Here is a 24,425-nt window from a genome sequence, read left to right as displayed (position 1 = left end):
CAACGCCACACGACGGAGCACCGGCTCCGTCTGCTCCGCCATCCACACCGTCCCGAATCCGCCCTCCCCGATCACCTGCAGCAACTTGTAGCGACCGACAAAGTCGCCCGGCTGGTTGGATGCGGCCACCACACCAAACCGGGGTGAGCCGGAAGTCGGCGGATCAAACGGCGGTGACGTCGGCGAGGCCAGGAAACCTTCGGCCGATTCGATGGCGTCGAGCAGAGATCGGACTTCGGCGTGCAAGACCTCATCGCCGGCGCACTCGTGCTCGATGAAGCGAGAGCGTTCCGAACATGGCAACCGCATGGCACGCGTCAGGAGATCGCGAATGCGGTTCTGCCGCAGTTTGCTCTCCAGGTGACGCATCAGCGGGTCGGCTGAGAGGGGCTTGCCGGTGATCCGCGTGCACAACTCGTCCGCGCGCCACCGCTTGCCGTGGGCGTGCACGTTCGTGCGCAGCCAGCAGAGCAGCGGGGAGAACTCGCCGCGGGCCATGTCTGTTTCGAGCGAGGGCAGGTCGGTCTTGATTTTCTCCCACATCTGCGCGGCGTGCAGATTGCCGAGCGTGTAGGTGGGGAAGTAGCCGATCAGCCCGAAGCTCCAGTGGACGTCCTGCAGGCAGCCGCGCCGGTCATCGGGCACCTTTACGCCGAGCAGCCGCTCGAATCGTTCGTTCCACGCGCCGGGGACGTCGCGCGGTGCGAGGTCGCCCCGCAGGAGCGATCGCTCGATGCCGAAGCGGAGCATGACGTGCAGGTTGTAGGTCGATTCGTCGGCCTCAACGCGGATGAACGACCGCTCGCTGCGGTTCACGGCCCTGTAGAGGTCGTCCGCACTGTACTGGTCGAGCGCGGGCCCGAGGATGCGCTTCGCGTGCGGGAGCGCCCATGCCCAGAACGGGCGCGAGCGACCCACGAAGTTTTCCCACATGCGAGACTGGCTCTCGTGGATGCCGAGCGAGATGGAATCGCCGAGTGGTTCGCCGAAGTGCTCGCCTTTCGGGAGGCCCTGCTCGTACAGCCCGTGCCCGCACTCGTGCATCGTGCCGTAGAGCGCGTCGGTGAATCGCTCCTCACGGTAGCGCGTGGTCAGGCGTGTGTCGCCCGGCGCGATTCCCGAGCAGAAGGGGTGGGTCGTCACGTCGAGTCGCCCGGCGTTGGTGTCGAAACCGAGGGCCTTGATGACGAACATGCCGAACTCGTGCTGCCGGGCGGCGTCGATCTTCACGCGTGTCGGGGCGTCGGAGGGCGCACGCCCTGAATCCTGCAACTCCTGCACCAGCGTGCTGAGCCTGTCCGCCAGCGGGGTGAACACGCGCTCGATGTCCGCGGAGCGCGCACCCGGCTCGTAGTCGTCGATCAGGGCGTCGTAGAGTTCGCCGCCCTGGGGAACGCCGTAACACTCGGCCTTGCGCCGGGAGAGGCTGAACATCCTCTCCAGCCAAGGTGCGAACATGGCGAAATCGTTCTTCTCTCGGGCTTCCTTCCAGACCTGCTGCGACTGGCTGCCGACGCGGGCGAGTTCGGCGACAAGGTCGGACGGCAGTTTGGTCGCCTTGTCGAAGGCTCGGCGCGCCTCGCGCACGTTGCGTGCCCGCGGGCTGTCCGCGTCCGCCACGATTGAACGGTCGCTCTCGCACGCGGCGATCAGGTCTCCGATGCGAGGGTCCGTCCGCCGCTGGTGCACCAGCGAGGCAAGCGCGGCGGACTGCTCGGCCCGCGTCGCCGCGCCGGCGGGCGGCATGTAGGTCTCCTGGTCCCACCCCAGCAGTTGAGCGACGGATTCGAGCGTCGCTGCCTCGCGCAGCAGCGTCGTGAGTTGCGTGTAATGGGCGGGGGCGGTGGTCATCGGGCGCCTTTCGTGTGCGGTGTCCGGGGAGATCAGTCTATCGGCCCGCCGCGGGCCGCGCCGAGCGCGACCAGCGAGTAGGCCGTGATGAGTTCCGGATCGCCTTCCATCCACCGCGCGGCGATGGGCCGGAAGGAGCCGTCCGGCTGCTGAAGCGACGCGAGCTTGCGGACGAGGTCCTCGGCCCAGCGGCGGGATTCCTCGCGTCCGTTCTCGCTGGCGACCGCGATCGTCGGCTCGCCCCAGGCGTCGAGCGCACGGGCCATGACGACGTAGTAGTAGTACAGCCCTTCCGGCCCCAGCCCGGGGTTCTCGTCGAGCGTGTAGTGACGCCGCAGCCAGTTCAGCGCAGCCAGCACGCGCTCGTCGTCGCGCGGCAACCCTGCGTAGACGTAACTCTTGAACCCCGTGTACGTCATCGACCCGTAGGCCCGCAGCCGACTCACCTTCGTGCCGTCGGGGAGCGTTTCGACGATCTCGCCCGCCTTCGACTCGCCGATGGTGGGATGAGCGGCGTCGGGGCCGGTGGCGTAGATGAACCCGCCCTGCTCGGACCCGTCGGCGTAGGGCATGTCGTTGATCTCGTCCACCATCTGCAGGCGAGACAGGAAGACAACGGCACGCTTGTAGGCGGGCGAGCCCCGGTCAAGCCCCGAGTCTTTCAGGCCTTGCAGGGCGAGGCCGAGGTTGGACAGGTCCGGGCGGCCGTGCTGCCCGTACCCGATGCCGCCGTAGAACGGGTTGTCCGGCCCGACGCGAGCGACGGTCGGATTGTCGCCGGATTCCTCCGACCATTGCAGGCTGACGAGGAAGCGCTGGGCCGGTTCGATCGCGGCGATGACCTTCGGATCGTCGATGCCCGCGAGTGCCGAGAGTGCGCAGGCCGTGTTGTACGACGGCAGCAGCGTGTCGTAGATGCCGCCGTCCGGCTTGCGGTGCGCGAGCAGGAACTCGACGCCGCGTCGCACGGCGGGGTCGTCGTTCGGCACGCCGTTGAGCCGCAGCCCGTTGATCGCCAGCGCGGTGATCGCCGGCAGTTGCCGCCCAGGCGGCGCGACGCTCCACCCGCCGGACTCGGCGTCCTGCTGCGCCCGCATGAACTCGACGGCCCTCGCGGCGACCTCCGCGGCGAGTCGCTGATGTTCCTCGTCCAGCCGCGGTTGCGCGCAGACCGGCCCGCACAGCAACGCCGCTGTCGCAAGGCTCGCCATCGCAATCCTTCGAATGCCCATCGTGCTCTCCTTGTCCGCTCGCGGATTCCCCGTGCGGGTGCAGGAAACCGGCTTTTCTGTTACAGGTCGCCCGGCGGTACGCTGCGGCCTGCCGGATGGTTCAGTTCCAGTTCGAGGATGACCGCGGCGGCGACCACGGCGGCGGTCTCCAAACGCATGGCGTGAGGACCGAAGCGGGCGACCTGCACGCCGGCGGCCCGTGCCCGTTCGAGTTCGCCGTCGCTCCAGCCTCCCTCCGGTCCCACGAGCAGGCGGATCTCGGGGCTGCGCGTCGGTCTGTAGACGCCGCCGTTCGGGTCAGCGATCACGATCGCGGGCGCGGGCGTAAGCGCTCCGTCAAACTCGGTCAGCGGTCGGATGCGCAATGACCAGGCCCGGCCGCACTGCTTCGACGATTCCTCCGCGATCCGCCGGAGCCGTTCGAGTCGCTTGTCGCCAGGTTCGGAAACGCTGCGCTCGCAGCGCAACGGCGACCACGACGCCGCGCCCACCTGGCTGAGTTGCGAGATCAACTCGTCGAGGTGCGGCCCTTTCGGTGCGGCTACGACCGCGTGGATGGCCGGCGCAAGGGGAGGCCTGCGCTCCGTCCGCTCGACGCGCACCCGCATGAGCCACTCGCCCCTGCCGTGCTTGTCGAAGGCTTCGATGCGGGCAGTGTGAACCGCTCCTTCGCCGTCGAGCAGTTCGAGGGTGTCCCTTGGCTCGAGTCTCTTGACTCGGAGCGCATGGCGGGCCTCGTCGCCGACGATCGTCAGCACGCCGTCGGCATCCGGCCCCGTCTCTCGGAGAAAGACCCTGTGCATGGTCGAACCCTGCGGCGGTGTGAGAGGAGGGTGGGGGGTTGTGGGCGCTTCGTGAGGGTCATTCCCAGCGTAGAGGGCTTTGGCAGGGGTGGCCACCGGACGCCCCTTGAGTCCGGGGCCGAGTAGGCCGATCATCGAAGGGGAGCTTCCCGGATGCCCGAACAACCCACGACCCTCGACGATCCGCCGGCCAGGATGGACGACCTCCAGCGCCAGGTGGACAGTCTGCTGAGCAGGCTGGACGCCGAGCCCGTCGCCGAAGGGGGGGGCGATTCGACCGCGCCTGAGCAGACGAATGCGCGGTCGGACGCGCGCATCGAAGCGCTCGACCATCAACTCGCCGCGCTGTCGGAGGAGTTGCTGCAGCAGGAGGGGGACGTCGAGATCGAGGCGGCGCCTCGGTCCGCTCCGCCCTCGGCAGGGGAGGATTCACCCGTCGAGAACCATGCCGGGACGGCGCACGCTCCCCAACAGTCCGTGACTGCGGAGCAATCCGCTGAGACACGAACGGCTGCGCGGTCCGACGCACCCGTGTCTACTCCAGTGACGGCGAGCGTGCCGAGTCCCGTCCGTGGCGTCGATTCTAGGGAAGCGACCCCACGGCAGAGCAGAGCGCCGTTCACCGATTCGTTCTGCAACGCGCTGGCGGGAGCGGTCGAGCCGGTTGCCCGGCGCGTCTCGGGGATGCCGCGCGGCGTGCGCGACTCGATCGGTTGGATCGGCGTGATGACGCTCTTTTATGCCGTGTGCGTGTGGACCGTCGTGCTTGTGCTCCGCGGTCCCGGAGGTGAGCCGCCCGACGCTCCGCCGCCGGAGATCGCGTCCGCGCCGGCAACGCCGCCGACCGATCGCGCGGGTGAACACTGATCGGAAGCGCTACGAAGCGTCGCCCGGGTGCGCTGGCGCCTGCCGGTTTCTCCTCCTACTGCGCTTCGTCCTCGCCGTCGGAGGCCGCAGCGAGCAGCGACGCTCGCCAATCCCTGTCGAGGTCCGCGAACGTCATCCCGAATGCGCCTCGCGTCGCCTCGTCGAGTGACTGGCCGCGCGTCATGCGCGCGATCCACTGGTTGCGGGCGGACCTGCCGAATCGTCCGGAGACGTACCCGAGCATGTGCTGGCCCTGCTTGTAGACGAGCATGCCGTGCTCGGGTCGCGTGTTGCGGAAGTCGCTCAGCAGATCCCACTCGGCCAGACCTCCCTGTTCGGCCAGTTGGCGGATCATGCGGTCCACGCTCTCCGGTCCCGATCGACCGGAATACCGCTCGGCCGCGAGTTCCGCGGCTCCCTCGGCCACCCACCACGGGATCTCGGTCGCCCTGTCGCCCATGGAGAACGTGGCGACGTGTCCGTACTCGTGCGCGAGCAGCACGCGCAGCTGACGGGCCGGTGATCGTGGCGTGGCAAGAATTTTGATCGACTCTCCCGGCTCGTTCCATCCGCCGAGCGCGTCCTCGTAACTCAGAAAGATGGAAGCCTGCAGGTGCTCCATCTCGCCGTAGATCTTGACCACCTGCACGTGGTCCAGGGGCGTCTCGAAGCCGGCGTTCACATGCTCACGGACCTCCGGCAGCAACTCGACGACATTCACGGCCACGTCCCGCAACGCATCGTCGAGGTAGAGCGCGATGTTCGACCCGTCGTTCGAGGCCACGCGTTTCCATGCCTCTCCGGCGTAGAGCCATGTCCCGTCGCGGTTTGTAAACCTTGCCGCATGGCGGATCGTTCGCTCGGGGCGCTCGGGCATTTGCCACCGCACCGTGAGCGTGCCGATGGCTGCGTTGCCGCCGTCCACTTCGACCAGAAGGCCACCGTCGAGATCGAGCGCAAACGCGGCCGTCGGCCGCTCGACGAAGTCCTTGGCCCAGTTCTCCTGCTCCTTGGCGAACTCCGGCTCGGTCGGGTCGACGAGGGAGAGGTAGCGTTCGGCGTCTGCGCTCAGGACCGCCTCGGCCATCTTCGCCAACAGCAGCGGCACACCGGACGCGGCGTCATCGCGCGAGGGCGGGGCGGGCTGGGCGAGAACGACAACGGCTGCCAGGAGGATCGCTTGCATCGGCGGATGATATCGATCGTTTCCCGCGTCCGGTTCCCGCTATGCTCCCCGCTCGAGGGCCCCCCCGTGGAACGCCTGCTGAATGATTTCGTGCTTCTTTTCACGATCATCGATCCGGTCGGGTCGGTGCCGGTCTTCATCGCCATCGCGTCTCGGGCCGCGCCGGGCCTGCGGCGGCGCATCGCCTTCCGGGCGGTGCTCGTCTCGGCGGGTGTGCTGCTTTTCTTCGGCATCTTCGGCCAGTTCGTGCTCAACGCGATGGGCATCTCACTTCACGCTTTCCGCGTGGCTGGTGGGATCATCCTCTTTCTCTTCGCGTTGGACATGATCTTCGGCACGAGCAAGCCGGAATCGGAGGTCTCCGTCGTGCCGAAGGCGGCCGCCGATGCCTACGACCTGGCGATCTACCCGCTCGCCATCCCCTCGATCGCCGGTCCCGGCTCGATCGTGGCGATCGTGGTGACAACGGACAACGCGAAGTTCAGCGTGATCCAGCAGGCCGCGACGCTCGGCATCATGCTCGTCGTGCTCGGCATCGTGCTGGCGTGCCTGCTCATCGCTGAGCGCATCCACCGACTGATCGGGCAGGCGGGGGCGAGCATCATCAGCCGCGTGATGGGCCTCATCACGGCCGGGATCGCGGCCAACGGCGTGCTGACGGGGTTGCAGGGGTTCTTCGGGCTGGGAGCCACGGCCGGATAATCGGTCGTGGCTCAGAACTCCGCCTGTTTCGGCGCACGTGGGAACGGGATCACGTCGCGGATGTTCTGCATACCCGTGCAGAACAGGATCAGCCGCTCGAAGCCCAGGCCGAAGCCCGCATGCGGCACGGTGCCGTAGCGGCGCAGGTCGCGGTACCACCAGTAGTCGGGCTTGTGCAGTCCCATCTCGTCGATGCGACGGTCGAGCACTTCCAGCCGTTCCTCGCGCTGGCTGCCGCCGATGATCTCACCGATCCCAGGCACCAGCACGTCCATCGCGGCTACGGTCTCGCCGGGTGCGCCGTCCGTGCCCGCATCGTTCACGCGCATGTAGAACGCCTTGATCTGTTTCGGGTAGTTCATGAGGACCACGGGCTGCCTGAAGTGCTGCTCGGTCAGGTAGCGCTCGTGCTCCGATTGCAAATCCTTGCCCCACTCGACCGGGAACTCGAACTTCACGCCCTTGCTCTGCGCATCACGCAGGATGGCGACGCCCTCTGTGTACGGCAGCCGCCGGAAGGGCGTCTCCAGTACGTGGCGCAGCCGCTCGATGAGGCCTTTCTCGATCCGCTGGTCGAAAAAGGCCATGTCGTCCGACCGGCGCGATAGCAGATCGTCGATCAGGAACTTGATGAACTCCTCAGCCAGCGTCGCGTCGTCGTGCAGGTCGGCGAAGGCGATCTCAGGCTCGATCATCCAGAACTCGGCAAGGTGTCGGCTCGTGTTCGAGTTCTCCGCCCTGAACGTCGGGCCGAAGGTGTACACCCTCGAAAGCGCCTGGCAATAGGTTTCGACGTTCAGTTGCCCGCTCACGGTGAGGTGTGCTTCCTTGCCGAAGAAGTCCTCGGCGTAGTCCACCCCTCCCTCCGGCGTGCGCGGCGGGTTCACGAGGTCCAGCGTGCTCACGCGGAACATCTGCCCTGCGCCTTCGCAGTCGCTGGCCGTGATGATCGGCGTGTGGACGTAGAAGAACCCCCGCTCGTCAAAGAAGCGGTGGATGGCGCACGCCAGCGTGTGCCGCACGCGGGCGACGGCGCCGAAAGTGTTGGTCCGTGAGCGCAGGTGGGCCACCTCGCGCAGGTACTCGAACGAGTGCTGCTTGGGCTGCACCGGGTAGGTGTCCGGGTCGTCCACCCAGCCGACGACGCGCACGGCCGTCGCGTTGATCTCGTTGCCGCCCTTGGGGTTCTTCACGATCTCCCCGTCGCACTCGACGGCGCAGTGCGTGGTCAGCCGAGCGACCTCGGCCGCATAGTTCGGCAGGTCCGCACGGGCGACGACTTGGATCGGGTCGAAGCACGTGCCGTCGTGGACGTTGATGAATGACAGTCCGCCGTCCGCTTTCGAGTCCCGTCGCGTGCGCACCCACCCCTTTACGGCGCAGCGCGTCCCCGGCTCGGCTCTCAGCGCATCCTTCACCATCAGCCACGTCATGCGTCGTCTCCGGTCGTTCCCGTGTGCGAGGGCAATGGTAGCCGTCGGCCATGATCGCCCGGCCGAACCGGGGAGAGCGCAGCGGCTTGCGCCGGTCACGTCCCCGGTCCGCCGGTCTTCCCGCGCAGTCTCGGCACAGCCATGACCAAGAGCCCCACCGCCACCATGACCGCGCTGAACCACTGTCCCCTGCTCAGGCCGAGCACGCGCTGGACGGCGAGATCGGCATCGGGCAGACGCACGAACTCGGTGGCGATACGCAGCACGCCGTAGGAGACGAGGAACCACGCCCCGACGACACCGGGCGAGCGGAGCCGACCCATCGCCACGCCGACCGTCCAAACGACTGCCCCGACGACCACGCCCTCGCAGAGAGCCTGGAGGAGTTGCGACGGAGCACGGGCGGAGATGAGCGGGGACAACTCGGCAGCGAGCCGATCGGCCTCTTCTCCGCCGTGGCGCAGCGCCCGCAACATCCGCTCGAATCCCGCTGCAAAGTCGTCGCCTGGCAGCATGTAGCGCGACACGATGTTGTCTACGGCTTGTTCCTGCTCGGGTGTGCGGAAGGACTCGTGCCCGCTGACGATCTCCTGCGGGAACTTCACGCTCCACCATGGAGCCGGCTCGCCCGGGCGGGCGACGACCCGACCGGGAAGCTCGCCGTTGACGAAGTTCGCAACACGACCAAAGAGCAGCCCGGGCGGTGCGATGAGCGCCATCAGGTCCATGACGTGCAGCGGATGGCAGCGGCCACGGACCGTGCAGTCGTCGTCGCGCCATCCGCGGCTGATGCGCCAGGCGGCGAGGATCACGCCGATCATCCCGCCGTGGCTCGCCATGCCGCCCCGGTTGATCGCCAGCACGGCCCACCACGGGAACTCTGCTTCGAAGGTCCACAGGTACTCGGGCTTGTACAGCAGCACGTAGCCGAGCCTGCCTCCGATCAGCACGCCCGCGACGATCCAGAGCATCGCGTCGGCGACACGATCCGCGGGCACCATCGCCAGACCCCGCCGCGCAAGCAATCGCAGCAGCAGCCACCCGGCCACGAACCCGGCGACATACGACAGCCCATACCACCGCACGCCCCATCCGGGCGCGAACTCGAAGACGAAGGGGTCGAGAGTGTGCAGCATGGAAGAAAGGATCAAGGGCAGCGGGTTCAAGGCATCAAGGGGGCGCAGACGAGAGACAGTGTAACAGCGTGGGGCGTTGCAGGTCCCGTTGGTCTTCTCCTCACGCTTTCACACCAAAGAACCGCTCCGTGTTCAAGTTGATGGCCGCGTGGAAGGTCTCCCAGTCATCGCAGCGCAATCGGGCGAGGAACTCGGCCGTGTGCCGCACGAACGCCGGTCGGCAGGGTCGCCTGCCACGCACCGGCTCGGGCGAGAGGAACGGGGCGTCGGTCTCGACCATGATGCGGTCGAGCGGCACGAGCCGCGCGGCCTCGGCCACCTCGCGCGCATTCCGGTACGTCACTACTCCCGTGAACGAGACCATCGCGCCGAAGTCCAGTACCTTTCGCACGTCCGCCGGCCCGCCCGTGAAGCAGTGGAAGACGAACCGCGTCGGGTCCAGCCGCGTCCGCCGAAGTACAGGGATCAGGTCGTCAAACGCCTCGCGGCAGTGCAGCACGACCGGCAGTGCCCGGCCGCCCTCGTGCACCCGCTCGATGAACGCCAGTTGCTCCGCAAGCACGGTGTCCTGCACCGCACGGGCCGGACGGTCGTAGTGGTTGTCCAGGCCCAGTTCGCCCCACGCGACGCACCGCGGGCTGGACGCGACCTTCCGCAACCGCTCCCACTCGAACGGCCCGCGATCCGAGTACAGCGGATGCACGCCTGCCGTGCACCAGACGCGATCGTTCGTCTCGGCCAGGTGCAGAGCCTGCTCCGCGTCCGGGGGCGTCGTGGAGACGGAGATCATCCCCATTACCCCCGCAGCGATGGCTTCGTCGATCGTTTCGGGCACCCGTCCCGCGAAGTCGTCGAACGTGAGATGGCAGTGCGTGTCGATCATGGCCAGGGATCGAGGGATCAAGGCAACGGGATCGGGGTGAGAGAGCGAGACGTGATACGGAACAGTAGATGCCCGGATCATCGTGCGGCTCCTGCGTTCTCCCTCCTGCTTCGCTCCGGTGCCAGAATGCCTCGATGCCTCGTGCCTTCCCCTACAATCAACCCATGCCGATGTCCCCCCATGTCTTGGTCCGGCTTGTGCTCGCGGTCTGGCTCACTCTCACGGCGACCGTCCGCGCGACCGACCACGAGCGCTGGTACACGGTGGAGATCGATGGGCAGCGGGCCGGCTGGATGCACGCCTCGCAGGCGACGGCCGAGGGGCGCGTCACCACAACGAGTCGAATGGAGGTTGCTATTCGGCGCGGCACAACGCCGCTCTCCATCGCGCTGACGACGCGCTTCGTTGAGACCGAGGCCGGGGAGCCGATCGAGATGAGCGTCGATCAGCGCTTCGGCTCGGAACCGGTCTCCGTTCGCTACCGCTTCAACCGCGAAGGAGTCGATGTCGAGACGACGCAGGGGGGGCGTACGACCCGCGGCACGCTCCCCGCGCCGGAGGGCCGCTGGCTTCCCCCAGCGGCCGCATCTCGCTACCTCGAACAGCGGCTCGCTGCGGGCGCGGACCCGATTGTCCTGCGCACGGTGGACCCCCAAGGCGGGCCGACCGTGATCGAGATTCGCCGCGAGGGCTTCGAGGCGACGACGGTCGAGGTCATGGGCCGCTCGCTCGACGCCATCCGCTGTCGAACCTCGTCGAGCGACATGCCGGTCGGGGTGTCCACTGTCGAGATCATGGACAGGCGGGGCGTGCCGTTGCGCACCGAGCTCGACCTCGGCGGCATGAAGATGGCGCTGTTCGCCACCGATGAGGCTGCCGCGCAAGCGAGAGTTCATGCCCCCGAACTGCTGATCCGATCGTTCGTTCGGCCCGACCGGCGCATCGACTCGCCACGCCGCGTGGGCGAGGCGGTCTATCTCCTGAGCGTCCCCGACGGATCGCTCCCGGACCTCCCCATCGGCGGCGCGCAGCACGTGGATCGGCTCGATGGCTCGCGGGCGCGTGTGCTTGTTCGCTTTCAAAACCAGCGAGCGGAACCCCTCGAACTTGACGCCGCGCCGTATCTTGCCCCGTCCGCGATGGCGGATTCGGACGACCCTGTCATCGTCGAGCTCACCAGGGGCGCGCTGCGCGGTGTGCGGGACGGCAAGCCAGCGCGTGCCGAGAACCTGCGCCAGTTCGTCGGGCGGCACATCAGCGCCAAGTCGCTCGGCGTGGGCTTCGCGTCCGCCAGCGAGGTCGCTCGCACGCTCGAAGGCGACTGCACGGAGCACGCGGTGCTGCTGGCGGCCATGCTCCGTGCCGACGGCATCCCCTCGCGTGTCGTGAGCGGGCTGATCTACGCCGACCGCTTCGAGGGTGAGCGCGACGTCTTCGTCTACCACATGTGGACGCAGGCCCTGCTCGACACCGACGGCGGCCCCGCCTGGGTCGATCTCGACGCAACCCTCGGGACGGTCCCGTTCGACGCCACGCACATCGCACTCGCCGTGTCCGCGCTCGCGGACGGTGAAGCGGTGCGTGCCATGGCCGCCGCCGCGCCGCTCATCGGGCGGCTCCGAGTCGAGATTGAATCGACGAAGGGACGTCCATGACTCCGCGGAGCGAAACGGCCGGGGCTTCACCGCTTCCGCAACTCCCGCAGCGCGACCCTGCGGGACACAAGGGCGTTTTCGGCACGGTTGCTGTCGTCGGCGGTTGCGCGTCGGGCGGCAGACGGATGGTCGGCGCGCCAGCCCTGGTCGCGCTCGGGGCGCTGCGGGGCGGCGTGGGATTGGCTCGTATCGTCACGCCACGCCCTGTGCTGAATGCGGCTCTCGTCATCGCGCCGTCGGCAACAGGTGTTGCGCTGCCGGTCGATGCGGATGGCGCGATCGTCGCGCACGAAGCCGCGGCCGTGCTCGACTGCGTGCTGGCCGACGCCGATTGCCTTGTGATCGGACCGGGCCTGGGCACGGACGAAGGAGCGCGCGTGCTCGCTCTCCGTTCAGTGCAGCAGGACACGGTGCCGGTCGTCGTCGATGCCGATGCCATCAACAACCTGTCGCAGGTTCCCGAGTTGTGGCGGGACTTTCGTGCTCCCGCGGTCCTGACGCCTCACCCCGGCGAGTACCGCCGCATGGCCGGCCCGCTGCGGATCAGCGCGGACCCGACGATCCCAACCGGCCGGATCGCCGGTGCTGAACAGATGGCCCAGCGGCTTGGGTGCATCGTCGTTCTCAAAGGCGCCGGCACCGTCGTCAGCAACGGCCACCGTTCGTGGGTCTGTGAGCGAGGCCATGCCTGCTTGGCTACCGCCGGCACCGGCGACGTGCTCGCAGGACTGATCGGCGCGATCATCGCGCAGTTCGTTCCGCGGCCCGATCCGACTGTTTCCGCGCTCCCCGAGGCGCTTCGTGCCCGCGTTCCGGTCGATCCGCGCCGGCCTCTTTCGCTCTTCGACGCGGCATGTCTGGGGGTGCAGGCCCATGCGCTCGCGGGGGAGCGCTGGGCGGACGCACGCCGCGCCGACGCTGGTCTGCTGGCATCGGAGCTCGCCGACCTGCTGCCGGAGACGCTCTCGTTGCTCCGATCCCGATAGAGTGAGACTCGCGAGCAGGAGCCGCACGATGCCCGTCCACACCGAACGCGCCGACGCACGACGCAACCGCCTCGCGGGAGAGAGCAGCCCGTACCTCCTGCAGCACGCTGGCAACCCCGTTGACTGGCTGCCGTGGGGGCGGGAGGCGTTCGATGAGGCGAAGCGGCGCGACGTGCCCATCTTCCTCTCGATCGGCTACAGCACCTGCCACTGGTGCCACGTCATGGAGCGTGAATCGTTCGAGAACCCGTCGATCGCGGCGATGCTCAACGAGCGGTTCGTCTGCGTGAAGGTGGACCGCGAGGAACGCCCCGAGGTGGACAACCTCTACATGACCGCAACGCAACTCTTCACCGGTCAGGGCGGGTGGCCCATGAGCATCTTCCTTGAACCGGAGCGGCTGCATCCCTTCTGGTGCGGCACGTACATTCCCGCCGAGCCGCACCCCGCGCTCGGCGCTCGCCCCGACTTTCCGCGTGTCATCGAAGGGATCGCCACCGCATGGCGAACGCAGCGAGAAGGCGTGATGGAGCAGGCCGAGCGGCTGGCGGCCGCCGTCTCCGAGCAACTCGCGCGTGCCGACGCGCCAGTTCCGGTCGGTCGCGGCGAGGTCGAAGGAGCGACGGCCGCATTGCTCCGGCTTTTCGACCCCGTCAACGCCGGCTTCGGAGGCGCGCCGAAGTTCCCACAGCCCTCGTTGCTCCTGTTCCTGCTCGGCGTTCGCGACATGGCCGGCGATGACGAAACCCGCGCCGCGATCGACCACGCCGTGCGAGCGACGCTCGACCGGATGATGGCGGGGGGGATTCACGACCACCTCGCGGGAGGCTTCCACCGCTATGCTGTCGATGCGCACTGGACCGTGCCGCACTTCGAGAAGATGCTCTACGACAACGCGATGCTCGCATCGGTGTACGCTCGCGCCGGCTCAGCGTATGGTGACGAGGTCTATCGCTCCGTCGCGCGGAGCACGCTCGACTACATCCTGCGTGAGTTGACAGGACCGCGCGGCGAGTTCCTCTCTGCGCAGGACGCCGACGCGAGCGGACACGAGGGGGCAGCGCACGTCTGGACACGCGATCAGTTCTCCGCGTTGCTCGAATCCGGCGACCTCGCCTTCGCCGCGCGCGTCTTCGGTCTCGACCGCGGCCCCAACTTCCGTGATCCCCATCACCCCGACAACCCGCCCGCGAACGTCCTCCGTCTCGACGATCGTCCCGATCGCCTCGCACGCTCGCTGGGCATGGAGATGGCGGAGTTCGATGGGCGTTTCGTCCGGGTGCGCGAACGCCTGATCGCGGCCCGCAGGCGCCGGCAGCAGCCCGCGACGGATGACAAGGTGATCGCCGAATGGAACGGGCATGCCATCGTGGCGATGGTGGACGGGGCCGCCCTGCTCGGCGATCCCCGCTTCGCCGACGCCGCCCGTCGCGCGGCACGATTCATTCTTGACGCGATGTCGGACGCTGACGGTTCGCTGGCGCGATCGTGGCGGGGCGGCGTGCGCGGTCCGCAAGGCTCGCTTGAAGACTACGCGTCGGCCATTGTTGCTCTCGCTCGCATGCACGCGCTCGACGCGAAGAGTGGGGCAGAGACACGGTGGCTTGACGCCGCGCGGACGCTGCTCGCCCGTGCCGAGGGTGAGTTCGCCTCGCCCGACGGTGGGTACTTCGACGTCGCGGCCGGACGCGACGACCTGTTCGTCCGTGTCCGCTCGACCTGGGACGGCGCGCTCCCGACAGGATCGTCCGTCATGCTCCACGCGCTCATCTCACTGGCGGACGCGACCGGGAACAAGCGGTACATCGACAGGGCGCTCGCGTGCGTCCGGTCGCTCAGCGCAACCATCGCCCGCGCCCCGGCGGCGTGCATCCATGCGACGGCCGCGCTCGCGCGATTGCTGGCAGCGGGCGTGACGGAGGCAGTGGCAACGGCAACCAATGTGGTGGAATCGTGCGATGTACGGGACGCTTCTGCCGCGGACGGAGCGGCCGCGCAAACACGGGCGGACTTCTCGCCTCTCGCGGTGTTTACCAGTGTTGAGCGCATCGAGATCGGACCCGGTCGTCCCGCTGAACTGCCGCTGCTCGTTCGTGTCGCCGAGGGCTGGCACGTCGCCGCGGCCGACGCGGGCGACAGCGTGCTGCCGTTCCGCGTTCACGTTGTCGGCGGCGGCGGCATCGAGGCGTACGCGGACTACCCCCCGGGCGTGAAACTCGCAACCGGCTCGGAGACCCTGAGCGCGTACGAAGGCGAGTTCGCCCTCCGCGTCGCCGTTGAGCAGACCGGCCCGGTGCGAGGGAGGCCGCTGCTCGCCATCACCTGCCAGGCCTGCAACGACACGGCGTGCCTTGCACCCACGACGCTCGAACTCGACGTCGCGATCGACTGGCAGAACTGATCGTCACACGTTCACTCCGTGCGTTGCCAGGCGTTCGACGATCTGCGCCACCGTGTCGCCCTCGTGGTCGATGCGCTCCGCGCGCCATCCGCACGCCCGCGCGGCGGCCACGTTCTCTTCAAGGTCATCGAAGAAGAGCACGTCGCCCGGGGTGACCTGTGCCCGCAGTTCGAACGCGCGGTAGATCGCCGGATCGGGCTTCGCCAGCCCGAGCAGGTGGCTCGCGTATGGCCGCCGCACAAGCCCGAGCGACGGGAACTCCCCGCCATTCACGCCCGGGATCAGCCGCGCCCAGTGGCCATGATTCGTGTTGCTCAGGATTGCTGTCGTGAGGCCGACGCTTTCGTTCAGGCGCCGGAGCAGGCCTGCCACGCCGGGGTACTCCGCGATGATCCAGGCGTCGTGGATCGCGCGCACCTGCTCCGGTGTGTAGCGACCTCCGACGGCGTCAGAGAGACCGCGAGCAAAGGTGTCGCAATCGATGCGTCCGAGCTGGTACTGATGCGCCCAGTGCGTGCGTGCCGCGCGTGCGGCGGGCGCGTCCAGGTCGTCGTACACCTGCAGCCCGGCTCGCTCGCAGCCTTCGCGCCACGAGCGGCAGATCCGCACGAGCACGCCGCCGAGATCGAAGCAGATGAGACGGACTGGAGGCACGGGCACGGTTTCCACGGATCAAGCGATCGAGGATACGGTTCTTCATCGTCACGTCGTCACTCTTCCACTTCCTCCTCACCTCCCAACTTGGTCTTCATCAACTCGCGCATCACGACCGTGGCGAATGACCCTCGCGGCAGTTCGAAAGCACACCGCACGAACGTCCCGTGCTCGTCCGCGCCGCCCTCCACGTCCGGGTCGATGAGCGGCACGCGCAGCGGGCGTCTGGCACCCCGCATGAGACCGCCCGTTCCACGATCGAACTCGGCGACGCGCTCGAACGTCACGCCGGCTGCTTCGAGCGCCACTCGCTCGATTCGACCCGGCGTGCCCGATGCCTGGCGCATCGAGGCGCCCCACATCGGCCCGGACGGGCTGATCTCGAAACTCGCCACGCGCTCGTGCGTTTCCGCCTTGCCGAGCGTTTCGGCCGTTACGTCGAACGTGGCTCGTCCCACGTGCCTGAACGCCACGTCGCCGATGTGCAGCGTGCCGAGTTGTCCGTCGTGAATCCGCCTGTCCAGCACGGAGTTGAACACGGCCGACTGGAACGCCGACACGAAGTACGACGCCACCGTGCGGTCGATGCGGCGCACCGCCTTCTCGACCTCCAGGCCCTTGGCCAGCGCCTTGGCCAGTCCGCGCTCGGTCCGCAGGGCGGGAGCGAAGTGGGCCGCGGCAGCCGCGTACCGACCTTCCGCATAGAACGTCCTCGCTTCAGGCTGGCTCTCGGGGTGCGACGCGCTCGGCCCGAGCAGGAGATCGGCGGCTTCGCGCATCCGCCCGAGGATCATCGCTCGCCCGATGAGGTGGTTGTTCTCCAGCAGGCCGAAGCGCTGCTCGCCGACACGGTTCGGCACGCCGACGCGAGCGAGCATCCCGATCATCCGCGACGCTGCCAGCGCAGCAGTCGGTTCCACGCCGCGCACGCGGATCGAGAACCGGTTCCCGCGCAGGTGCCCCGGCCGCAGCTTGTTGGTGTGCCTGTCCGCCCACAGCACGGCGAGGCGCTCGTGGTCGAGGTGCCGGAACTCGCTGTCGGACTTGCCGGGCAGGTGCACGGACACGACCTGCCGCGTGATGGCGTGCTTGTCCTTCAGCCCCGCGTACCCGACGGCCGAGCGGTGGACGCCGAAGTGCTCCGCCACGATCCGCACCATTTCGAGCGTTGAAAGGTTGCGCTTCTGGACGAAGAGATAGAGGTGCTCCCCGCTGCCGCACGGCTCGTAGAGCGGGATTTCCTCGACGAGGAAGTCCTCGGGCCGCTCCTTGATCCGTCCGCCGATCCCCGGCTCGTTGGCGGTGACAAAGCACGGCGCGGCCCACGCCGCTCCGGGCCGATCCGACCGCCAGTACGCCTCGAAAGGCGGCGCGACGCTCACGGTGTGGGCTCCCTGCCCGCTCACGCTCTCACGCTTCACCTCTGGAGGCGGATTCGACCACGCTCTCTTCCACGTAGATCGGCACGTTGCCGGCGATGCCGAGAGCGATCGCATCGCTCGGCCGCGAGTCCACGTGTATCAACTCGCCGTTTGCGGTGCGGATGTCGAGCGTCGCGTAGTAGGTACCTCCGTTGAGATCGGTCACGTGGATCGAGACCAGTTCGCCGCCGAGCGCATTCATGACATTCGCCAGCAGTTCGTGGGTCATCGGCCGCTTGATCGGGATGCCCTTGAGCCGGCGCTCGATCGCCTGCGCCTCGGGCAGGCCGATGACGATCGGGAACGACCGCACCTCGGCCTCGGGCGTCCGCTCGTCGTTCCCCTCGACGACCTCGCGCAGTTCGATGACCTGGCCGTCGTTCAACTCCCGGATCAGAATTCTCGACAACTCCATCCGCACGGGCATGCTCGGTATCCTTCCCTATCGTCCAAGCATAGTGCCCGTCCGACCTGCCGGTTCATCTTCTCGCCGCGCCGGGCGAGCCGGGGCGTCCGGGTGCGGTCGGCAGGGGCACGTCGCCGGCCGCGTGCGCCCCCCGCCCGGCCGCGAACGCCGAATCCGGCACGCCCAGTTCGTGCAGCAGTTCCACCGGCGCGCCGATGTCTCCGACGACGATCTCGCCCGCGTACGCCTGCGCCCGCAGGAGCAGCAGCCCCGGCTTCGGCGCGACCATGGTGACCGTGACTTTCGCGTGTACGGCTTCGCCCATCGGCTCGCCGGTGTCGGCGTTCAGGCCCGACGGTAGGTCTACGGCAAGCACGGCTGCACCCGCCGCTCCGATCCGGTTTACTTCGCGGATCGCCGCCTGCACGACGCCACGGGCCGGCTCGGTCTGGCCGGTCCCGAGCAGGGCGTCGACCACGAGTGCGGGCGGGGAGCCGAGCCGCGCAGCCGCTCGGGCGAACGGGGCTGCCGCGTCTTCGCCTCGGCAATCCTCAACCGCCAGTCCCATGCGCGCGACAATGGCTGCCTGCACACCCGCGTCGCCCGAGTACGCAGCGAGCGGCTTGGTCGCGACGATCGCCATCGCGACGCCGGCATTGTGCAGATGCCGTGCGAGCGCCAGCCCGTCGCCGCCGTTGTTGCCCGGCCCGCAGGCGATGAGCACGCCGCCGCGGGTCTCCCCGCCCAGCATCCGCAGCGCAGCCTCGCGCAGCGCGACCGCCGCGTTCTCCATCAGCACAATGGACGGCACGCCGTACCGCTCGACGGCCAGCCGATCAACCAGCCGGGAGGCCTCGCGTGTCAGCACGAGTTGCACGGTCCGGTGAGCGCCGTCGGGGGGAGGTTCGGCCGGGCGGGTCATGGTGTGGGCAGTCTATTCGCTCGCCCGCTACGCTTGGCCTCCCGTGGAGACATCGGTCGCCGTCATGCTCGTGCTGCTCGCCGCCGCATCGTTGGCGCTCGGCGTCTACTGGTCGATCGGCCTTTGGCAGGTCGTCCGCACGATGCGCACGCTGCCGACTGCCAGGGCCGGCCTCACGCTCCCCGCACCGGACCTCTCCGTCTGTGTCGTCGTTCCGGCACACAACGAGGAAAAGACCATCGGCCACCTCATCGCGTCGCTCCGAGGGCAGGACCATCCGCGGATGCGCGTGGTCCTGGCTCTCGACCGTTGCACGGACGGCACGGCGTCGGTCGCCCGTGCCGCGATCGGCGACGACGATCGCTTCGAGATCGTCGAGATCGGCGTGTGCCCGGAGCATTGGGCCGGGAAGGTGAACGCGGTCTGGACCGCCGTGACCCGTTCGCCCGCAGCCGGCGACGCCGATCTGCTTCTCTTTGCCGACGCGGATACGACGTTTCACCCCGGCTGCGTACGAGCGACCGCCGCGCTCCTGCATCAGCGCGGGCTTGCGTTGCTGAGCCTGATGAGCACGCTCACGGCTGATCGGTGGTTCGAGAAGGTCGTGCAGCCTGCCGCCGGACTCGAACTCATGTACCAGTACCCGCTGCTGCGGGCCAGCCGACCGACCGACCGTCGCGCCTTCGCCAACGGGCAGTTCATGCTCTTCCGAGCGGACGCCTACCGGCGCATCGGGGGACACGAGGCCGTGCGTGAGCACCTGCTCGAAGACCTCGCCCTCGCCCGCGAGGCGGCGAGGCACGGTCTGTCAGCCGCGCTCCTGCTTGCTGATGGCATGTTGATCTGTCGCATGTACGAGACCTGGGCCGAGTTCCGGCGGGGATGGAAGCGGATCTACACCGAGTGCGCAAACCGCCGACCGGCGAGGCTCCGCCGCGCCGCGCTGCGCGTTGCCGTGGTGAACGGGTTGCTCCCGCTCGCGGCGGTGGCGTGCCTCTGCGTCGCGTTTGCCCAGCGCAGCCTCGTGCCAGCGTGGGCGACCACAGCGTCCACGACGCTCGCGGGCGGCGCGTTGCTCGTCTGGCTTACTGCGATGATCGCCGTCTACCGCCTGAGCGCCGCGCCGCTCTGGTCGGCGGCATTGCACCCCTTCGCGTCATTTCCGGTCGCTTCGATCATTGCCGAGGCCGCTCGCGACCTGCGCTCCCGCACGCCGACGCAGTGGGGGGGGCGCAGTTACGTCCGTGAGAGCCGGTGATCCCTAGACTCGCTCTCGCTCTGTCCATCGACCTTGCCCCGTCTGCCCTGCCCTCCTATGCGCCACCTCCGCAGATCCAGCCTTGACGTCCGTTTCGAGATGACGCCGCTCATCGACGTCATCTTCCTGCTCCTCATCTACTTCATCTTCGTGCTGGTCGTGATGGTGAGGGCGGACATCCTCGACGTTCGGCTCCCGAAGCTGAGCGCGGGCACGCCCGCCGAGCGCGGCGTCGCCATCACGATCACCCTGGACCGCGAGGGGCGGCTGTTCGTCAACGGCGAGGAGATGCCGCGCGACGGCGTCGCTGCCAGGGTGCGCGATCTCAAGGCGGAATCTCCCGCAGCGAAACTCTTCGTCGCTGCTGACGAGGGGGGGAGAACGGGTGACGTGCTCGCGCTCATTGACCTGCTCGCCGCCGAGGGCCTGGGGGAGTTTCAGCTGCTGGGCACGCCGGACGCCGGTGACGAGCCGCGACCGTGAAGGAACTCTTCTCCGGTCTTCGCAATCACACTCACCCGCCCAGTTCCGCCACGTACAACTCGAGCGTCAGGATCAGCCGCTCTCGCATCTGCGGGGTGTCTGCCATCTCGACGGCCTTGCGCTGCACCGTCACAGCCCGTTCGAGCTCGCCGCGTTGCTGCAGCACCAGCCCCAGCGTGTCGAGCATGACTGCGTCCCGCTCCTTCGTGAGTTCGACGGCCCGCTCGGCCAGCTTCAGGGCAAGGTCGAGGTCTCGTTCGGCAAGGCCCGGCGTGTCGGCGATCGAATAAGCCATCCGTGCCAGCACCGGCGCGTTGTCGCTATACGCCCCTTCGAGCAGCTCACGCGCGTACCTGAACGCCGGCTCGGGCCTGTTCAACTCGGCCAACAGGGCGCGGAACTTCCAGATGGCGACGTGGGACATCAGGTCTGCGTCGAGGGCGACGATCTCGTCGGCGAGTGCCAGGGCGTCGTCGTGTCTTCGCTCGTTCCACGCCTTGCGGAGCCGGGCGACCAGCGGAGAGGCCTTGCGTTCGATCTCGGCCGAGAGCGCGGCTCGGTTGGCGTTCTTCGCCGCCTCCGCACGGGCTGCGGCCGCGTCGAACGTCCCGTCGATGATCGCCGCGATCGTCTTCTCGAATGCACCGTCTGCCGGGTGCCCGATCCACGCGATCCTTCCCTCGCCGTCGATGACGAACGCGCAGGGAATGCCCTGCTGCCCTGCGGCCGTCATGTAGGCATCGGTCGTCTTCCGGCCTTCGTCCCACGCGACGGCATAGCGCATGCGGTCCTTCTGCTTCTCGGCCATCGCGCGCACGGCTTCCAGGGTGTTGCCCGCGCGGTCCTCGCTCGTCACGCCGATGACGGTCAGCCGGTCCTTGTGCTTTTCCTGCACGGCGGAGAGGTGGGGGAAGTTGGCAATGCACGGCCCGCACCACGTCGCCCAGAACTCAACCGCGTAGGCTCGCCCCACCTCGAACTTCTCGACCGGGTCGCCGCGCACCCACTCCGCGATCCGCAACTCCGGGGCGGGGTCACCGATGATGAGCCGAGGCGGCTGCGGTTGCGGGGCAGACTCGGGCTGCGCGTCAGCGATCGTCGCGACGGAGAGCAGCAGGGCCAGTGCGGATCCCGTAAGAATCCCGGGCATGGCTTCCTCCCTTCACGGCTCATCCGCGCCGCGGCATACAGTTCTACAACGATACGGGTCCGGACGCCGCAAGATCTTCGCAGGTTCCCACGTCCCCGTGTCGCGCCGCCGTATGACCCGCCCGCTTGCTCCAAACCGTCCTCTCGTCGCCGGCGCGGGGGTCAGCCTGCTGCTCCACGTCGCCGCGGCGATGGCGCTGGCGATCAACGTGCCGGGCTTCTGGGCCTCGCCCGGCCCCGAGCTACAGTCGGCGGACCTGCCGATACCCGTTCAGCCTGAGCCTCCCCGGGTGCGGCCGGGGATCGAGCGGTCGAAGGAGGTGACGATCAACTGGCTCGGGTTTGAGCAGCCGACGCCACACGAGGCCGTGCTCTCGACGGTCGATCAGGCCGCATTGAACCCCCAGACACCTGGCGTGCCCGTCGATCCCGAGACAGCACCGAAACCGGCGACAACTGCCGCCGTGCCACCGCCCTCGGAGACGCACGCCGACGCCGAGTCTCCAGCCCCAGCGCCGGCCAACGCGTCGCCGGTCGTCGCGTCCGATCGGCGGGCTGAAGAATCTGACGCGACTGTGGCGGCGGGGGAGCGTGTCGTGCCGGCGCCGATCATCGGTCCGCCGGTTCCACCCGCCGAGTCCGCAGGGGCTTTGCGGGAGGTGCCGCTCCCCGCGAAGCCTGAGCCACAGGCGGAGCCGACGCCGCAGGCGCACCCTACGGCACAGTCTCCTCCGCCCGCCCAGACGCCGGGTGTCGAGCCGTCGATCGAATCGACGAAAGAATCGCCCGCTACCTCGATCCGGCCTCCGGTCGAGGTATCGCCGGGCCAGCCTGTGGCTGCGGAGGGGTTGGACATCGAGACGGTCCGCCCACGCTGGACCCTGGTCACCCGGATGACCGCCCTGCCGCGCAACCCGGTCGTGCGAGTCACCTTCGCGAAGGACGGCAAGGTCGCGCGAGCCGAGTTCCTGCCGGGCAAGAACACGGGCTACGCCGATGTGGATGGCCCGCTCCTCGATGCGATCTACCGTTGGCGCGCCAAGGGTAAAGCCCTCGACCTACTGCCGGCGGGCGACAAGGACGCCGGCGTCACGCTCGAGTTCCGGCTTGTCCTCGGGACGCGGCGTTAACCCCGTCCGTCGTGCAGAGCCTTGCTGGCGAACTCCTGTCTCTCTCCCCCTCAGCCTCGAACTCCAACCCCGAGCGGCCGATACTTATCCGTAGCCCATGTCCCTTCCGAGAAATATCACCGGCTGTCTGACTCTTTCGGGTCTACTCGCGGTCTCACCCGCCGCCGCACAGGCCGTTCACTCCACCAATCTCGGCGATCTTCACGCCGAATCGCTCGTCCGCATCGACCCCACCGTCGGCGACGTCGGGCCGCTGGGCGTCAGCATGCGGCTTCTGCCCATCGACCTTCTCAGGCCGTCCTCTTTCGAGGAGGTCTACCAGGTTCCCAACCGTCCGAATCTCTTCATGCGCATCCACGGCGGTGTCGCGGCGGTCTTTCCCCGCTCTGTCTACACCACCACGCCATGGGGCATGAGAGCCGATCTCCCACCCGGCACGACCTTCCACATCGGCAGCATCGTGCCGGAGGATGTCGTCGGCCGCGTGCCCACGACCTTCAGCGCGGCCCCTCGGCTCGATCTCTCGCTTGACCGGCGGGCTGATGCAAGGCCGGTTCCACGCGGGGCCGACTCCACCGGCTCGGAGGCCGCGAGTGTGGAGGCCAGCATCTGGACGAACGAGGCGTACCGGCGGCACAGGCTGGAAGTGCTGGCGGGGCGCGCCCTGCGGACAGTGGACCGGTGAAGCCCGGCACATCGCTCGCGCGAGTGCTGCATGTGTTTTGATGCCCACTGTCTATTGTCGGCTGTCCGCTGTCGCGCTGCGTCAGCCTTCGCGAGGCTTCTGGCCTTCCGGCGCCTCACCGGCGATGGACGACCTCATGCTGGTATCGGCCTGGATGTTGCGCAGGCGGTAGTAGTCCATCACGCCGAGGTTGCCGCGGCGGAATGCGTCCGCGATGGCCTTGGGCACCTCCGCCTCGGCCAGCACGACGAGCGCGCGGTTCTTCTGCACCTCGGCCTTGAACTCCTGCTCCTGCGCGACCGCCATCGCGCGCCGCTTCTCGGCCTCGGCCTGAAAGCGGCGCTTGTCCGCCTCCGCCTGGTCAGCCTGCAGTTTCGCGCCGATGTTCTCGCCCACGTCCACGTCCGCGATGTCGATCGACAGGATCTCGAATGCCGTCCCCGCGTCCAGGCCGCGGGCCATCACGGCCTTCGAGATACGATCGGGATTCTCCAGCACCTGCTTGTGCGAATCTGCGGAACCGATCGCGGACACGATGCCCTCACCCACTCGGGCGATGATCGTCTCCTCAGTCGCGCCGCCGACCAGTCTCGGCAGATTCGTCCGCACCGTCACACGGGCGCGGGCCTTCAACTGGATGCCGTCCTTCGCCACGGCGTCGATCGTCGTGCGGCCCTGTGCCGGGTTCGGGCAGTCGATGACCTTCGGGTTCACGCTGGTGTTCACCGCGTCGAAGATGTCGCGCCCCGCGAGGTCGATCGCCGTCCCGACGTTCCACGGCAGTTCGATGCGGGCGCTGTTGGCCGCGATGAGGGCGGAGACCACGTTCTGCACCCGGCCGCCGGCGAGATAGTGTGTTTCCAGCTGGTTCGTCGTTACGTCGATGCCCGCTTTCTTCGCGCGGATTCGGCTCAGCACGATCACCCGGATGTCCACCTTGCGCAGCCGCATCCCGACCAGTTCGAGGATGCCGACGCGGGCGTTGGAGAGCAGCGCCTGGATGTAGAGATTGATGAACTGCCCGACGACGAACAGCAGCACGATGATGAACAGGAAGACAACAACCGCGATGATCAGGAGTACGGATCTCGGGATCCCGCCACCGCCGCCTGCGCCTGCGCCCGCCTGTGCGAGCGCGCCCGCGGCAGGAACCGCCATCGCACCTGCTGCCGCGAGGAATCG

The 24,425-nt window shown here is 68.3% G+C and carries 22 protein-coding genes; 9 read left to right on the top strand and 13 right to left on the bottom strand.

The genetic code is table 11. From position 1 onward, the window contains the following. From FBT69_12920 to FBT69_12910, 3 genes are all read right to left on the bottom strand, one after another. On the bottom strand, window positions 1-1,851 hold a 1,851-nt coding region (locus tag FBT69_12920), incomplete at its 3' end, for a hypothetical protein (protein ID MDL1905692.1). 32 nt (window positions 1,852-1,883) lie between these two features. After that, window positions 1,884-3,083: a hypothetical protein gene (locus FBT69_12915; protein ID MDL1905691.1), complete on the bottom strand. Its 1,200-nt coding sequence runs from the start codon at window positions 3,081-3,083 to the stop codon at window positions 1,884-1,886. Between the two features lie 59 nt (window positions 3,084-3,142). Further along, entirely contained in the window at window positions 3,143-4,219 is a 1,077-nt protein-coding gene (locus FBT69_12910) for a 16S rRNA (uracil(1498)-N(3))-methyltransferase (GenBank protein MDL1905690.1), read from the bottom strand. Between the two features lie 222 nt (window positions 4,220-4,441). Here FBT69_12910 and FBT69_12905 point away from each other — a divergent pair, with 222 nt between their 5' ends. Further along, window positions 4,442-4,753, top strand: coding sequence for a hypothetical protein (locus FBT69_12905; GenBank protein MDL1905689.1), 312 nt, complete (start codon window positions 4,442-4,444; stop codon window positions 4,751-4,753). Window positions 4,754-4,808: 55 nt separating this feature from the next. Here the strand turns inward: FBT69_12905 and FBT69_12900 are convergent, their stop codons facing one another. Then, window positions 4,809-5,939: a hypothetical protein gene (locus tag FBT69_12900; protein ID MDL1905688.1), complete on the bottom strand. Its 1,131-nt coding sequence runs from the start codon at window positions 5,937-5,939 to the stop codon at window positions 4,809-4,811. Between the two features lie 6 nt (window positions 5,940-5,945). Between FBT69_12900 and FBT69_12895 the strand changes: the two genes are divergently transcribed. Further along, window positions 5,946-6,641, top strand: a complete 696-nt coding sequence (locus tag FBT69_12895) for a MarC family protein (protein MDL1905687.1) — start codon at window positions 5,946-5,948, stop codon at window positions 6,639-6,641. Between the two features lie 11 nt (window positions 6,642-6,652). Here the strand turns inward: FBT69_12895 and asnS are convergent, their stop codons facing one another. The 3 genes from asnS to FBT69_12880 all read right to left on the bottom strand — a co-directional run bounded on the left by asnS (window position 6,653) and on the right by FBT69_12880 (window position 10,174). Beyond that, window positions 6,653-8,074, bottom strand: a complete 1,422-nt coding sequence (asnS, locus tag FBT69_12890; protein MDL1905686.1) for an asparagine--tRNA ligase — start codon at window positions 8,072-8,074, stop codon at window positions 6,653-6,655. A 95-nt stretch (window positions 8,075-8,169) separates the two neighbouring features. Next, a complete protein-coding gene (lgt, locus tag FBT69_12885) occupies window positions 8,170-9,210 on the bottom strand; it encodes a prolipoprotein diacylglyceryl transferase (GenBank protein ID MDL1905685.1) in 1,041 nt (346 codons plus the stop codon). 100 nt (window positions 9,211-9,310) lie between these two features. Continuing rightward, the gene (locus FBT69_12880; protein MDL1905684.1) at window positions 9,311-10,174 is read right to left on the bottom strand and encodes a TatD family deoxyribonuclease; all 864 of its coding nucleotides are present in this window, start codon (window positions 10,172-10,174) and stop codon (window positions 9,311-9,313) included. Here FBT69_12880 and FBT69_12875 point away from each other — a divergent pair. Genes FBT69_12875 through FBT69_12865 form a run of 3 tightly spaced genes read left to right on the top strand, consistent with a single transcriptional unit; the run spans window position 10,162 to window position 15,135 of the window. Then, window positions 10,162-11,748 carry a transglutaminase family protein gene (locus FBT69_12875; protein ID MDL1905683.1) on the top strand — a complete coding sequence of 529 codons (1,587 nt, stop codon included), beginning with the start codon at window positions 10,162-10,164 and terminating at the stop codon, window positions 11,746-11,748. The genes FBT69_12880 and FBT69_12875 overlap by 13 nt on opposite strands. Then, the gene (locus FBT69_12870; protein MDL1905682.1) at window positions 11,745-12,734 is read left to right on the top strand and encodes an NAD(P)H-hydrate dehydratase; all 990 of its coding nucleotides are present in this window, start codon (window positions 11,745-11,747) and stop codon (window positions 12,732-12,734) included. The genes FBT69_12875 and FBT69_12870 overlap by 4 nt, the downstream gene beginning before the upstream one ends. Next, on the top strand, window positions 12,622-15,135 hold the full coding sequence (locus FBT69_12865; protein ID MDL1905681.1) for a thioredoxin domain-containing protein: 2,514 nt from the start codon (window positions 12,622-12,624) through the stop codon (window positions 15,133-15,135). Before FBT69_12870 ends, FBT69_12865 begins: the two co-directional genes overlap by 113 nt. A 3-nt stretch (window positions 15,136-15,138) precedes the next feature. On the opposite strand, the gene FBT69_12860 is transcribed toward FBT69_12865, so the two are convergent. From FBT69_12860 to FBT69_12845, 4 genes are read right to left on the bottom strand one after another with little or no spacing between them, the layout of a single operon-like run. Continuing rightward, entirely contained in the window at window positions 15,139-15,804 is a 666-nt protein-coding gene (locus tag FBT69_12860; protein MDL1905680.1) for an HAD family hydrolase, read from the bottom strand. 41 nt (window positions 15,805-15,845) lie between these two features. Continuing rightward, entirely contained in the window at window positions 15,846-17,285 is a 1,440-nt protein-coding gene (gene truD / locus FBT69_12855; protein MDL1905679.1) for a tRNA pseudouridine(13) synthase TruD, read from the bottom strand. Continuing rightward, entirely contained in the window at window positions 17,200-17,637 is a 438-nt protein-coding gene (locus FBT69_12850; GenBank protein ID MDL1905678.1) for a bifunctional nuclease family protein, read from the bottom strand. The genes truD and FBT69_12850 overlap by 86 nt, the downstream gene beginning before the upstream one ends. Window positions 17,638-17,689: 52 nt before the next feature. Next, window positions 17,690-18,538: an NAD(P)H-hydrate epimerase gene (locus FBT69_12845; protein MDL1905677.1), complete on the bottom strand. Its 849-nt coding sequence runs from the start codon at window positions 18,536-18,538 to the stop codon at window positions 17,690-17,692. On the opposite strand from FBT69_12845, the gene FBT69_12840 reads away from it, so the two are divergent. Next, window positions 18,537-19,796: a glycosyltransferase gene (locus FBT69_12840; GenBank protein ID MDL1905676.1), complete on the top strand. Its 1,260-nt coding sequence runs from the start codon at window positions 18,537-18,539 to the stop codon at window positions 19,794-19,796. The genes FBT69_12845 and FBT69_12840 overlap by 2 nt on opposite strands. 57 nt (window positions 19,797-19,853) lie before the next feature. Beyond that, window positions 19,854-20,279: a biopolymer transporter ExbD gene (locus FBT69_12835; protein ID MDL1905675.1), complete on the top strand. Its 426-nt coding sequence runs from the start codon at window positions 19,854-19,856 to the stop codon at window positions 20,277-20,279. Window positions 20,280-20,310: 31 nt separating this feature from the next. On the opposite strand, the gene FBT69_12830 is transcribed toward FBT69_12835, so the two are convergent. After that, window positions 20,311-21,429, bottom strand: coding sequence for a redoxin domain-containing protein (locus tag FBT69_12830; GenBank protein MDL1905674.1), 1,119 nt, complete (start codon window positions 21,427-21,429; stop codon window positions 20,311-20,313). A gap of 97 nt (window positions 21,430-21,526) precedes the next feature. Between FBT69_12830 and FBT69_12825 the strand changes: the two genes are divergently transcribed. After that, entirely contained in the window at window positions 21,527-22,558 is a 1,032-nt protein-coding gene (locus FBT69_12825; GenBank protein ID MDL1905673.1) for a hypothetical protein, read from the top strand. A gap of 97 nt (window positions 22,559-22,655) precedes the next feature. Further along, complete coding sequence (locus FBT69_12820) at window positions 22,656-23,243, top strand: hypothetical protein (protein ID MDL1905672.1); 588 nt, start codon at window positions 22,656-22,658, stop codon at window positions 23,241-23,243. Between the two features lie 81 nt (window positions 23,244-23,324). On the opposite strand, the gene FBT69_12815 is transcribed toward FBT69_12820, so the two are convergent. Continuing rightward, complete coding sequence (locus FBT69_12815) at window positions 23,325-24,401, bottom strand: UPF0365 family protein (protein ID MDL1905671.1); 1,077 nt, start codon at window positions 24,399-24,401, stop codon at window positions 23,325-23,327. Window positions 24,402-24,425 lie beyond the last annotated feature (24 nt).

This window comes from Synechococcales cyanobacterium CNB, from assembly GCA_030263455.1.
Lineage (GTDB): Bacteria > Planctomycetota > Phycisphaerae > Phycisphaerales > UBA1924 > CAADGN01.
Note: the sequence above shows the minus strand (reverse complement) of the source record. Positions and strands in the feature narration are given on the sequence as shown.